Annotated in this window: 10 protein-coding genes; 1 reads left to right on the forward strand and 9 read right to left on the reverse strand. The window is 54.7% G+C overall.

Annotation, left to right across the window (positions count from 1 at the left end; genetic code table 11):
• Positions 1 to 307: 307 nt before the first annotated feature.
• The 3 genes from DPF_RS05765 to DPF_RS05775 form a co-directional block, all read right to left on the reverse strand.
• Entirely contained in the window at positions 308 to 745 is a 438-nt protein-coding gene (locus DPF_RS05765; protein WP_141721067.1) for an autotransporter domain-containing protein, read from the reverse strand.
• A gap of 123 nt (positions 746 to 868) precedes the next feature.
• Complete coding sequence (locus tag DPF_RS05770) at positions 869 to 3,376, reverse strand: LuxR C-terminal-related transcriptional regulator (RefSeq protein ID WP_083254497.1); 2,508 nt, start codon at positions 3,374 to 3,376, stop codon at positions 869 to 871.
• Positions 3,377 to 3,518: 142 nt separating this feature from the next.
• The gene (locus DPF_RS05775; RefSeq protein ID WP_069857962.1) at positions 3,519 to 3,860 is read right to left on the reverse strand and encodes a hypothetical protein; all 342 of its coding nucleotides are present in this window, start codon (positions 3,858 to 3,860) and stop codon (positions 3,519 to 3,521) included.
• A 503-nt stretch (positions 3,861 to 4,363) separates the two neighbouring features.
• Here DPF_RS05775 and DPF_RS05780 point away from each other — a divergent pair.
• Positions 4,364 to 5,506: a peptidoglycan-binding domain-containing protein gene (locus DPF_RS05780; protein ID WP_176724177.1), complete on the forward strand. Its 1,143-nt coding sequence runs from the start codon at positions 4,364 to 4,366 to the stop codon at positions 5,504 to 5,506.
• Positions 5,507 to 5,793: 287 nt separating this feature from the next.
• Here DPF_RS05780 and DPF_RS05785 read toward each other — a convergent pair whose 3' ends face one another.
• The 6 genes from DPF_RS05785 to aspS form a co-directional block, all read right to left on the reverse strand.
• Positions 5,794 to 6,489, reverse strand: a complete 696-nt coding sequence (locus DPF_RS05785) for a metallophosphoesterase family protein (RefSeq protein ID WP_069857966.1) — start codon at positions 6,487 to 6,489, stop codon at positions 5,794 to 5,796.
• Positions 6,490 to 6,679: 190 nt separating this feature from the next.
• On the reverse strand, positions 6,680 to 7,975 hold the full coding sequence (locus DPF_RS05790) for a transcription antitermination factor NusB (protein ID WP_069857968.1): 1,296 nt from the start codon (positions 7,973 to 7,975) through the stop codon (positions 6,680 to 6,682).
• 73 nt (positions 7,976 to 8,048) lie between these two features.
• Positions 8,049 to 8,915, reverse strand: coding sequence for a DUF116 domain-containing protein (locus DPF_RS05795; protein ID WP_069857969.1), 867 nt, complete (start codon positions 8,913 to 8,915; stop codon positions 8,049 to 8,051).
• 82 nt (positions 8,916 to 8,997) lie between these two features.
• Entirely contained in the window at positions 8,998 to 9,963 is a 966-nt protein-coding gene (gene fmt, locus DPF_RS05800; protein ID WP_069857970.1) for a methionyl-tRNA formyltransferase, read from the reverse strand.
• Positions 9,927 to 10,448: a peptide deformylase gene (def, locus tag DPF_RS05805; RefSeq protein ID WP_069857971.1), complete on the reverse strand. Its 522-nt coding sequence runs from the start codon at positions 10,446 to 10,448 to the stop codon at positions 9,927 to 9,929. Before def ends, fmt begins: the two co-directional genes overlap by 37 nt.
• Before the next feature lies 1 nt (position 10,449).
• On the reverse strand, positions 10,450 to 12,255 hold the full coding sequence (aspS, locus tag DPF_RS05810; protein ID WP_069857973.1) for an aspartate--tRNA ligase: 1,806 nt from the start codon (positions 12,253 to 12,255) through the stop codon (positions 10,450 to 10,452).
• Positions 12,256 to 12,437: the final 182 nt, after the last annotated feature.

Consider the following 12,437-nt stretch of genomic DNA (forward strand, 5'->3'; position numbering starts at 1 on the left):
TTCAGATCATGTCTCTGTCATGGCCTGTTGAAAGGGATTTTCAAAATAATATCAGAACACGATGCTGTTGCGGGCGGTCTCAAACAAGAAGGGGCAGAATACACCGAAAGCCGTGGCCGTATATTTCGTGGGCCTTGAGACTTTTCAACTGCGATGAGAAACCGGCAATCCTCACAAAAGACATGTACAGCTTGCGGAGAAAAAAGAAACCTGCGTTGAAAACAGCTTGTTGCCGGATAAATCAACCAAAAACGCCCCGTTAAAGGGGCGTTTTTGGTTGGAGACGGATAAATGAACGTGTCCGTGATCAGAACATGAAGCTGGCCCGGATCAGACCGGTGTGGGCGGTTGTATCGTCGTTGTATTCTCCGGCATAGGTCATTTCCAGGGAGAAATCATCCTGGGTAAAGGCGACTGTAGCGGAAAGAGTAGCTGTCAGGTCGTCCTGCTCGGAGGTGACTGTAACGGGCGCTGCTCCGGGAACAGACAGGTCAACATCCATGTCATCGTCGGTAAGCAGATAACGGACTCCCGCGGCCACGGACGGAGTCACCTCGACCCGACCCACCTGGGTGCTGGTCAGCCAGCCAAGGGTGGCCACCCAATAGACCTGGTGCTCGTCAAGAGACGAGGCGTGCATGTCCCAGGCATCATTGTCGGCATCCGTTGTGTAGCTCTCCCTGGAGAGCCAGAGATAATTGCATCCCACCTGGGGCAGGATGCGGTGCTCTCCCAACGCAAACACATGGCCGCGCTCTCACCAGGAGAGAGAACGAATAACACACCCTGTTATTTCATGCAGATACATACTATCAGCAGGTATCATCGCCCCTGAACCAGGGCCATGACAAGGGCACAGAACAGACAACTACAAGGAACTTCCCTTGTTGTCGGCAAGATACTGCATCAGCTGTTCCCTGCTGCTGACGCCGAGCTTCTTGTACAGGGTGGCAAAGTAGCGTTTGACGGAATTGGGGGCCAGACCGGTGGCAGCGGCTATCTTTTTATAAGTCATGCCTGTCATGGCCAGCTGGACAAGTTCGCGTTCCCGGGGAGTGAGCAAAAGGGTCTCCTCGCAAAAATATCGGGACACGATGCTGTTGCGGGCTTTCTCAAACGAAAAGGAGAGTTGCAAAATGCGCCGGATGCCATGGCCGTATGTTTTGTGGGTCTTGAGACTTTTCAGTTGCGGCAAAAAAACAGCAATCGTCACAAAGGGCATGTACAGTCTGTCGGGCAGAGCCAGATCAAGGGCTGAAAAAAGTGCCGCCTCCGCCTCCGCCCAAAATCCCAGACCGGTATTGCCCGCAGCCATAAACAAGTGCGCATGGATGGTGAACAAAAGATTCTTGCTGAACGTTCCTTCCCGCAGCAGCCGGGAAAATCGGCCGACCAGCTCCGCATGTTTTCCGCTCTGCAGCAGGGCACTGCCCAGTACCAGGTACGAGCACCCTCCGGCAAAGGCATACAGATCATCCTCTCCTTCCTGCAGCAGCCAGGAGGGAATCTTCTCCGGTCGTTGGATGTCAACATGCAGTAGACCGGTATAGAGGTCCAACGTCCGCAACAGGGAAAAGGCCCGTGCCGCCTCCACGCGGTGGCGCATGGTTTCCAACTGCTTGATGGCTTTGTCATACTGGCCCTGCTGCATATCGAGCCGGGCCAGCAGAAAGCGGGCGCAGATCTCAAGACCGATCTGACCATGCTTTTGCGTCGCAGTCAGAGCCTGGTGACAGGCTATGGCTGCAGAACTAAACCTCCCGGCATTGTAACGGGCCTCGGCCAGGATGACGTCTTCCGCACCGGCTCCATGCATGCCGGTCAACGCCGAATAATACGGCAGACATCCACGCATCTGGGCAACCGTTTCCTCCAGTGCCCCGCTCTGGCGATAAAACATATACAGCACCGAAGGAGAGCCCAATGTCCACGGGTCCTGTCCAAAAAGGCGACTTTTCCTGGTTCCGGACCGGTCAAAAAAAACTGCCGCCCGTTTGTGATGAACCGACATGGCCTCGATATCATTGTACTTGGTAAGAGCGAACAAAAGCTCCAGCTCTCCCCGCCAGCCGTTGGCTTCCCGCCCGTCTTCAGGCAGTGACGCGCAATAGCGCCCCAAACGATCCAGCACGTCCGAAAAGACCGGCATGTCCCCGGCACAAAGGGCGGCCATGGCATAGCGAAACATCACGTCGGGATACCTTTCCATCAGTGCCGGATCAAATGAACGAAAAAGGGCCAGCAACAGGCCATTGCCTTCTGTGACCGGCAGACGCTCCACAAACGTGTTCAACAGCTCAAGGGCCTTGGTGGAATCACTGACTCTGCCCAGGAGCTTGATGGATTTACGTACCTCTTCATGGTCCACCAGCCATTCGGCATGACGCAGGCAGATCGCCTGTTTTTTTCCCACGGGGAGTCTGTCAAACCGCGCAAGCAGGAATTGCCGGAACATGGCATGAAGCATGTAATGCCCGGTGATGGGATCGTAGCTGACAAAGGCGTTGCGCTGAAAGACATCTCCAAGAACGTTTTCCGCATTGTCGCAAAACAGCCTGGCCTGGGGAATGGCAAAGCTCTCCAGGGGAGAGAGAACGAGCAGCAGTTCTCGTGTCTCATCCTGAAGCCTGTCAAAGACCTGGCTCGCCAGCAGATCTGCCACTTCAAAGGGAGGCGCCAGTTGTCCCTGCCGGATGTAATGCAGCAGGGACAGATACAACGCGCTTATCCATCCGCCAGTGGCCTTGAGCAGATGTGCGGCTTCCGCATCTTTCAACGGTATGCCACAATGCCTGAAATAGGCCGCTATCTCTTCCTTGCTGAAAACAAACAGCAACGGGTTGATTTCAGCGATCATTCCCTTGAGCAGGGATTCCGCATACTCTTTGCCCGGGGCGTGGCGGGAAATAAAGACAATGGGATGGCCAAAGCCCTGCCGGATAAGAAGCAGACAGAACCGGAACAATCGCTCTTCCTCGGCATCCGGCAAAAGGTGTACGTCATCAAAAACCAGAACGGTTTCAGCCGGGAACGCCAGTCGAGCGAACATCCGCCTGGCCGCGTCCATTTTCGAGGGATCAGTGGGGTAGCCGAGCTTTTCCAGATCTTCCAGAACAGCGGTCTCCCGGGGCAGGGTCCTGCGCAGGACGTGACAAAAATCCTGCCAAAAAGAACATTGATCACGGGTCAATACGGAGACCCAGATGGACCGGGCCTTGTGGGTTTCAAGGTATGTCCGCACGGCAACGGTCTTTCCGTACCCCATGGGGGCATGGATGTAGGTGGCCGGACCGGCATGAATGACCGCAAGGGCATCCATCAGTCTTTGACTGAAATAAAGAACCGAAGTGTCCACCTGGGAAGAGCTCGTATACATGAAGTTGGTGCCGACCGACGAAATGTTAAATGTTAAGTGTAGTACGACATGAATAAAATACAAAGTATATATAAAAAAGTCTAGAAGAACCGGCTAATTATAATAATGAAATGCGATTCGGATCCACAAGGGAATGCCGTGATCAGAGGTCCCAGGGAATCCCGGCGAGCAGGGCGGGCCACGCTTTGACCCAGGCTTCGCCTCCGTGCGCCAATCCCGGCAGTACCTGAATGGTCACCGGTGCACCAGGACCAAGCCTGGATACAAAGGCATCTGTCACGGCCCGGGTGACGTTACGGTCTGCTTTGCCCACAAAATGAACCTGTGGCAGGGAAGAAAGCCGTGCCGCCTGGTCGGCAGGATTAAGGGAGTTGTACAAGGGGGTGATGTTGTGCATGGCTGTCCACACAGCATGATCGAGATTGCCGCAGACCGTGATCAGACCAAGCACATCCGTACGTTGCTCTGCCAACAATGCGGCCACAGCCCCGCCACCGGAAAAGCAGGCGCATCCTGCTGGATAAAAGAAAAAAGAAGGCCAGGCAATCCATGTTTGCGGACTCCCTCATTTTCATGATTCCTTAAGGATTTTTCTGGCGATATCGCCAAGGGACGCGACCCAAAACAGCACGCACCTGCCGGCACAAGATGCTGACCAACAACATAGACCATGTACATGGAGTTGATGTTTAAGCATCAAAACAATGGCATCACCATGAATTAACCTTATAACGTTTATGTAACAATCAGTGTATGACAACATTTTACTTAATAATGCAGATTATTTTTGCGAATAAAAAATCCAAATGAGACTTATTTTCATGGCTTGTATGTGTCCATGGCAATACACCATGTAATTATATATTTTTTGTGTTTACAAAATTTTAAAAACTTGTTTATACTTTGCATCCAAGCATGTCTTTATAATTACTTGGACTGTATTCTTATTGTCCACTCACATGAAAACACCTTACCAAGGAGATGCATATGAAATGGAAACAGATTTTCCTCATGGCCATGGCTGCGGTCTTTCTGACCGCGTGTACGCACAAACAAATGCCGCAACAGGTGACGGTCCTCCAGCAGGAACTCGGACAAAAACAGGCCCAGATTGAAAAACTCCAAAAGACTTCTGCCGAAAAAGACGCATCCCTGTCCAAGTACAAAAAAGAATTAATGCAGAAAGACCAGGCTCTTGCAAAAATGAGTGCCCAGAAGGCCCCGGCCATGGAATCGCAGATGAAGATGATGCCCCCCGAAGCGGTTCTTCTGCCTCCTCAAGCCAAAGTCGGCGAATGTTACGCCCGGGTCTTTGTGTCGCCTGTTTACACCACCGAAAAGGAACGTGTCCTGAGAAAGGGAGAATCCGAAACCCTGACGGTCATTCCCGCAAAATACGGGGAAAAGGAAGAACGGGTGCTGGTCAAGGAAGCTTCGGAAAAGTTGACCACCATCCCGGCTCAATATGAATGGAGAACAGAAAAGGTTCTGGTATCCGAGGCCTCGACACGCCTGGTCACCGTACCTGCTGTTTATGAATGGCAGGAAGAAAGAATTTTGCTCAAGCCCGCCCACAAGGAATGGAAAAAGGGTCGGGGACCCACGGAAAGGGTCGACAATACCACGGGTGAAATCATGTGTCTGGTGGAAGTTCCAGCTGTGTACAAAACCGTCAGAAAACAGATCATGGTAACGCCTCCCACAACCAAGGAAGTCACCATCCCGGCCCAGTACAAGACCGTTAAAAAACGCGTGCTTGTTGCAGAACCCCGGGTTGAACGGGTGGTCATCCCGGCCCAGTACAAGACCGTCAAGGTAAGAACGCTTCTTGAACCGGCGCGAACCGCAGTGACAAAAGTCCCTGCCGAGTACGCAACCGTGACGCGTACGGTCAAAACAACAGAAGGCCATCTGGAATGGAAGCGCATCCTGTGTGAAACCAACACCACCCCCGATGTCATTGCCAAAATCCAGAACGCTCTGGCAGCCAAAGGATACGATCCCGGCCCCCTGGACGGCATCTACGGACCCTTGACCAAGAAAAGCATGGTCAAATACCAGCAGGATAACAAGCTGGCCACGGGTGCAGTCACGTATGAAACCCTGGAACACCTCGGTCTCATCCGCTAAAAGACGTACAAGACAACAGATAGACCCCGGTCTGGATACGCGGTGGACCGGTAACACGACATCCCAACCCCAAAGGCCATCCATTGCATGCAATGGATGGCCTTTGGACGTGGTAAAGAGGGGGGAAAGGAGCTGAACGAATCCATTTCAGGGGTGCAAAACCCCATGCAGCGCAGCGGACCGCCAGTCGCCTTCGGGCTTCCGATACGTTCCGATGCGTTCGGCCGGACAGCTTGCAGTTGAAAATGATGTGCAGGATGGCCGCCATGACGGTTTGCACCAGGCGGTCAGGTCACAGAACCGGAACGGCTCACCGCTGCGTGGGCGTGTGTGAGCATGGAGGGATCCCACACCATGCACTGGCAAAGCCCCAGCCCAACCACCTGGATTCCCGGGGCAAGGGTTCCCATGGAGTCTTCATGGTGGTGCCCATGAAAAATCCATTGAACGCCCCTCCTCCGTGCAAAATGATCAAGAACATCGAATCCGTACGCATGAGAACCCGGTGCTTCATGGGTGAGCAGGATGTCCATGGGCTCCCAAGGGGCAGCAAGATCCTCGGGAAAAATGGTTGTCCAGTGTTTCAAGGGAAGCTGGCCTTCAAACAGCTCATGCTTCCCCAAGGAGGTGCGATCCTGCCAAAGCGCCTTTTCCGGAGGATACCATATGTCTTTGCGGAATATCCCGGACACGCCGCCCATACGCACTCCATCCACGGTGATCACCTTGTTGTGAAGATGATGGTCCCACATGCCCAGATGATTGCGCAAAAAACGCGGGTGATCCGAATCATGGTTCCCCAGGATAAACCACGTTCTGGCAAGGAGCTGTGTTCCCAGAGGGGCCAGCTCCTGTTCAAGAGGGCGGTTGGGAGTTTGATCTCCCAGAAAAAAAATGCCCGCAATGGTGTCCGGGGAATACCCTGCAACGGTTGCCAGCACTTCCCGGAAATCTCCATGGCAGTCTCCCGCAAGAATGATCATGTGCCCTCCTTAGGCCAGAAGGAAAATGATCATTATAACCGGCTCACGATTTCTCGTCAACGCAACCTGCATGGGCCAGGACAAGAGCCGATCCCGGAGCGCACGGCTTCACCGGATCAGGACTCCGCCTGAACAACAGGTCGTATCCAAAACGCCCGGTCACGGTATCATTGGTATTCTGGCACCGGCCTCATGCTTTGCGCACTGTTACTGCGTAGAAAAATTCCCCCAGGCCTTCCCGGCTTTTTGTTGCATATTCCCTGACAATGGTCGCATTCCTGTGGCGTTTGCACAATCGAGCAATCTGGTCTTGATTTTCCGCCGGGTTCAACGTGCAGGTTATGTAGGCAATGACCCCTCCTGTGGGCAGAACGTTCCAGGCGTTCTCCAAGATGGCCTTTTGGGTTGCCATCAATGCGCTGACATCCCTGGGTGTGCGCTTCCACTTGCTGTCGGGACGTCTTGCCAGCACGCCCAGACCGGAACAGGGCACGTCCAGGAGAATGGTTCCCGGAGGGGTACGAAAGGGCGGAGTCTCTTTGGCCGAAGCCCGAAACAGGGGAATACGCCTCCCCGTACGCCTGCATTCCTGTTGCATGCCGGCCAATCGGCCCGTGTGCAGATCACTGGCCCAGACAGGGAAGCAGCCCTGTTCCAAAAGGGCCATGCTTTTTCCGCCACGACCACAGCAGGCATCCCAAATGGGGGTGGGCCACGACAGGGGTTCAAGGGCACTCAGGGCCATCTGCGCGGCATAACTCTGCCGGGAAACCTGCCCCTGACGCAGCAACTCATCCAGATGATCGAAAGATTGTTGCAAGGCAAGGCTCCTGCCGCACCGGGCCAGCAGAAGATCCTGAACCTCTAGGGCAAGGCTTTCGGGATCCATATCCGGGCCACATCGCAAGCCAAGGGCCGGACGGGCAATGGACCCTTCCAGCACCTCGCAGGCGGTGTCCATCCCGTAGCTTTCCAGCCAAAGGCGCACGATCCACTCAGGGCAGGAATAGTAGCGGGTCAAAAAGGTCACGGTATCCGGATCATCCTGACGGTACCAATCAGGCTCGTGAACCGCTGGGCCAAGATCACCGATCCTTCTGAGTACGGCATTGGCAACACCAGCCAGCCGTTTCCCCCACGAGAGCTTGATCCCCTGGACGGCCCAATCCACCGTGGCATACGCGGGGATCCGGTCCAAAAAGGCCAGTTCATAGGCGGCCATGCCCAGCACAAGCATGAAAACACGGGGCAACTTGTCCGGTGATCGCAAAAAAAAGGTCACCAGAAAATCCGACCGCGTCTTGTTACGCACGTACCCATAGGCCAGTTCCGTGGCCAACCCCTTGTCCCTGTGAGAAAGACGCGGTGTATCAAGGGCCTGGTCAAGGGCGAACTGGAGATCCTGATGCTTGTACAGGCAGCGATATATCGCCTGTAAGGCCACCTGGCGAGCCAAAGGAAGAGAATCAGAAGAAAAGGATTTCATGGAGGAAAGGGCAAAAAGGTGCGTAATGAGCCGTCAACAACAGACTTGAAAAGAAAGGGACACAGGGGGTGTTTCAGGCCTGTTCCTTGTCAGAGCCAGTGCCCGGCGTGGGGTGGACGTTGCGTTCACGGTTGGCGTCTTTTTTCAGAAATCGCTTGATGGCCCACTCCACATGCTCCAGAGGCACCTGGGTATCCAGGCAGGGGCCGTACGGACGCTGATTCAGAACTCCAAAACAGGGCAGGGGATAGACATCCTGGATACCGCTGGCCAGATCCCGCTCGCAGGCCACGGCAATGATGAATTTGGGTTTGTTCTGCACCACAATACGCCGGGCAATGGTCCCTCCTGTGGCAATGGCCAGGGTGACCCCGTAGGTATCACTCAGATTCAGCAGGCCGGCAATGGGACATTTGCCGCAACGTTTGCAGTTATTGATGTCGTAGGTCAGGCGGATCTTGCACCGGCTGTTCTGCAGACAATGGGGCATAAGCATGAGCATGTCCCGAGACAGATACTGCTTGTTTTCTCCCAGAACAAGCTCATTGTTCACCTTGATGAAGGAAGCCCGGATCTTTGCCTTGGGAATGTTCAGAAACCGCCCGAGCATGGTCATGAGGGGCAAAAAAAGCTTGATGGTCAGCCCGCGCATCTTCCGGGACAAAAAAACTTTTCTGCCCAGCAGGATGTTCAGCACAAGGGCCAGGGAGGACCAGGCCACCAAAAGGATGGCCATAAGGATCACCGAGCCGAAAATCCAGGGGACAACAGGGTGAATGGAGCCAAGCCCCACCGTGGGGATGAGCCACAAAAAAACCAGAATCAGACAGATGAGCACCGATGTCCCGGTGATCAGGCCGATAAAAAGACGCTTTCTGGCCACATACGTGGATTCGATGGCGTCTTCCAGGGCTAGGAGATTCTGGTCTTTTTTGGACATGCGGCTGATGAGATATGGTGTGGAAGGGAAGAGACAGGGACCCGGGTCTCATGACCTTCAAAGGGTGCGAAGCTGTTTCCTGCTAACACACCGAGGACAAATACCCGCAAAAAAAGCTCTTGGCTTCAAGGGGCTTGCCCCCTGCGGGTTTGATGGTGGAAAGGAGATATTCCCGGTCCTTGCAGGCAATGGCCAGGTTGTCCCCGCGCATGCCCAGAAAGGTTCCGGGCAGCGTGCCCTGAGCCACGGGATCACCAATGCTACCCGGATACAGGGTCAGCTTGACCGTCTTGCCCGGCTTGCGCTCCCAGAAAAACCAGGTGCCGGGCCAGGGGAAAAGCCCCCGAATCTGATCGTGAACCTCTTGAACCGGACGGTTCCAGTCAACCAGTCCTTCGGATTTCTGGAGCTTGGGCGCGTAGGTGGCCAGATCATGCGCCTGGATTTGGGGATGAATGAGCCCCTGATCCAGCTTGGACAGGGCTTCCACAAGCAGTTTTCCGCCCATGGCGGCCAGATCATCGTGCAGGGATTCGGCCGTGTCGTTGATGCCGATGCCCATGGCCCGTTGCAAAAGAATGGGGCCGGAATCCAACCCCTTTTCCATCTGCATGATGGTGATGCCGGTGACATGATCCCCGTTCATGATCGCCCGTTGAATCGGAGCGGCCCCGCGCCATTTGGGCAGAAGCGAGGCATGGACATTGATGGCCCCCAGGGGAGGAATGTCCAGAACCGTTTGGGGCAGAATAAGCCCATAGGCCGCCACCACCAGCAGATCGGGATTGAGATCGGCCAAAACCCGACGATCCTGTTCCTCTTTGAAATGCTCCGGCTGGTACACGGGCAATCCCTTTTCCAGGGCCAGCTGCTTGACCTCGGAAGGTTTGCAGACCTGGCCCCGGCCGCAGGGCCGGTCAGGCTGGGTGTAAACACCAACGACCTCCCCACCTGTATAGGCAAGGAGGTCGTCCAGGATCACGGCCGCAAATCCGGGCGTGCCCATGAAGACTATTTTTTTGCGTCGCGTCGTTTGGTTTTCAACCATTTTGCCAGCTTCTTTTCGTAAAGTGTTCGTTTGAGTCTACTGATATGATCAATGAACAATATGCCGTCAAGGTGATCGATTTCGTGCTGCAGGCAAATGGCCAAAAGGTCTTGGGCTTCAATCTCCAGAGGATTGCCGTCCAGATCCAGGGCCTTGACCCCCACCCGGGCCGCGCGTTTGACCTTGGCCCGGTACCCGACCACGCTCAGGCATCCTTCTTCAGACTCGGTGGTTCCGGAGCTCTCCACAATCTCCGGGTTGATCAGAATGCGCAGATCATCCCGTTCCTTGGGGCCGGAAATGTCCACTGTCACCAAACGGATGTTTTCGGCCACCTGAGGAGCGGCCAGACCAATCCCGTCGTTGGAGTACATGGTCTCGACCATGTCATCAGCCAGGGTCCGCACTTCCTGGGTGATGTCCGCAACAGGCACGCTCTTTTGAGCCAGAATGGGATCGGGATAGGTCACTATTTTCTTATTCATGTCATTCACTCTTGGAGGTTTCCCGAAGCCGCAGGCCCAGTTCCCGAAGCTGGTTCCGATCCACCGCATTGGGGGCATCGGTCAACAGACAGGTGGCCTTCTGGGTTTTGGGGAAGGCGATCACGTCCCTGATGGAGTCAACATCCCCAAGGAGCATGATCAAACGGTCCAGGCCAAAGGCGATTCCTCCGTGGGGAGGAGCACCGTATTCCATGGCGTGGAGCAGGAACCCGAACTTGTCTTCGGCCTCTTGCTCGCCAATACCCAGAGCCGCAAGCACTTCCTGCTGCAACTCGGTCGAATGGATGCGGATGGATCCGCCTCCGATTTCATTGCCGTTCAAGACCATGTCATAGGCCTTGGCCCGGGCCTTGCCCGGATCAGTCTTCAAATATTCCAGATGACCTTCCTGGGGGCAGGTAAACGGGTGGTGCATGGCGGTCCACCGTTTTTCATCGGCATTCCATTCAAGCATGGGAAAGTCGGTGATCCAGACGAAACGGTACGCATCCTTGTCAATGAGATCAAAGCGTTCGCCCAGTTTGAGACGGAGATTGCCCAAGGCCGCATTGACCATGTCCGGCGCGCCTGCCTGAAAAAAGACGATGTCTCCGGGCTTAAGTCCCAGGGTCTTGGTCAGCCCGGCTCGTTCCTCGTCACTTAAAAATTTGGCAATGGGCGACTGCCAGGTGTCTTCCTTGATCTTGATCCATGCCAACCCCTGGGCCCCGTAGATACGCACAAAATCCGTATAATCATCAATTTCCTTTCTGGAAAGCACCGAACCGCCTTCGACCTTCAATGCCTTGACCAGCTCGGCCTTGGCAAACAGCCGGAATCCCGAACCGCGCACAATGGAGGTCACGTCCTTTAAGGGCAAACCGAATCGCAGATCCGGCTTGTCCACCCCGTAGGTCTCCATGGCCTGGTCATAGGTCATGCGTTCAAAGGTGGTCGGAATCTCAATCCCCAGAGTGTCCCTGAACACGGTCTGCATCATGCCCTCGGCCATGGTCATGACGTCCTCTTCTTCCACAAAGGACATCTCGATATCGATCTGGGTGAATTCCGGCTGCCGGTCGGCGCGCAGATCCTCGTCCCGAAAGCATTTCACGATCTGATAGTACCGTTCCAGCCCGCCCACCATGAGCAGCTGCTTGAACAGCTGGGGAGACTGGGGAAGGGCATAGAAGGATCCCTGATTGACCCGGCTGGGCACCAGAAAGTCCCTGGCCCCTTCGGGTGTACTGCGGGTCAGAATGGGAGTTTCCGTCTCAATGAAGCCCAAGTCGTCCAGGTAACGACGCACACTCTGGGCCGTCTTGTGTCGCAGCACAAGATTTTTGGCCAACCGGGGGCGACGCAGATCCAGATACCGGTACTTGAGGCGCAGGTTTTCGGACACGTCCACGCGGTCCTCAATGAGAAAGGGAGGCGTCTTGGACGTATTGAGCAGCTTGAAGGCACTGACCAGAACCTCGATCTCACCGGTGGCCATGTTGGGATTGATCATGTCATCGGGCCGGGCCAGAACCGTCCCCTTGACGGCCAGGACAAATTCCGTGCGCAAATGGCCGGCTTTCTCGTGGATTTCCGGATGTTCTTCCGGGGAAAACTTGATCTGGGTCAGGCCGGTCCTGTCCCGCAGATCAATGAAAATGATCCCGCCGTGGTCACGCCTGTACTGAACCCACCCCATGAGGCAGACCTCCTGGTCCACATCCGTTGCACGCAGCTGCGCACAGGTATGGGTTCGTTTCCAGCCGTCAAGTGTATCAAGTTGCAAGTCGGTGCGTCGTTCGTCCATGGAAATGCCTTTTTGAAGGATAAAGGGTAATGGATAAAAGATGTGAAATATTACGATATATGATGAATGATTTCAGGTAATTGTCATGATGGCGAGATAGAATTTCAAAAATGTAGGAAAGTTCGCCACCATTCAGGCCACTGCTCGTGGATGAAAAATGCCCAAGTGTTGCGTTGTTGCGG

Source organism: Desulfoplanes formicivorans (genome assembly GCF_001748225.1).
GTDB lineage: Bacteria > Desulfobacterota > Desulfovibrionia > Desulfovibrionales > Desulfomicrobiaceae > Desulfoplanes > Desulfoplanes formicivorans.

Bases quoted from the DNA above. Each gene is read 5' to 3' on its own strand.
- DPF_RS05770 (WP_083254497.1), bottom strand. From the start codon at position 3,376: ATGTATACGAGCTCTTCCCAGGTGGACACTTCGGTTCTTTATTTCAGT.
- DPF_RS05780 (WP_176724177.1), top strand. From the start codon at position 4,364: ATGAAATGGAAACAGATTTTCCTCATGGCCATGGCTGCGGTCTTTCTG.
- DPF_RS05785 (WP_069857966.1), bottom strand. From the start codon at position 6,489: ATGATCATTCTTGCGGGAGACTGCCATGGAGATTTCCGGGAAGTGCTG.
- DPF_RS05790 (WP_069857968.1), bottom strand. From the start codon at position 7,975: ATGAAATCCTTTTCTTCTGATTCTCTTCCTTTGGCTCGCCAGGTGGCC.
- DPF_RS05795 (WP_069857969.1), bottom strand. From the start codon at position 8,915: ATGTCCAAAAAAGACCAGAATCTCCTAGCCCTGGAAGACGCCATCGAA.
- fmt (WP_069857970.1), bottom strand. From the start codon at position 9,963: ATGGTTGAAAACCAAACGACGCGACGCAAAAAAATAGTCTTCATGGGC.
- def (WP_069857971.1), bottom strand. From the start codon at position 10,448: ATGAATAAGAAAATAGTGACCTATCCCGATCCCATTCTGGCTCAAAAG.
- aspS (WP_069857973.1), bottom strand. From the start codon at position 12,255: ATGGACGAACGACGCACCGACTTGCAACTTGATACACTTGACGGCTGG.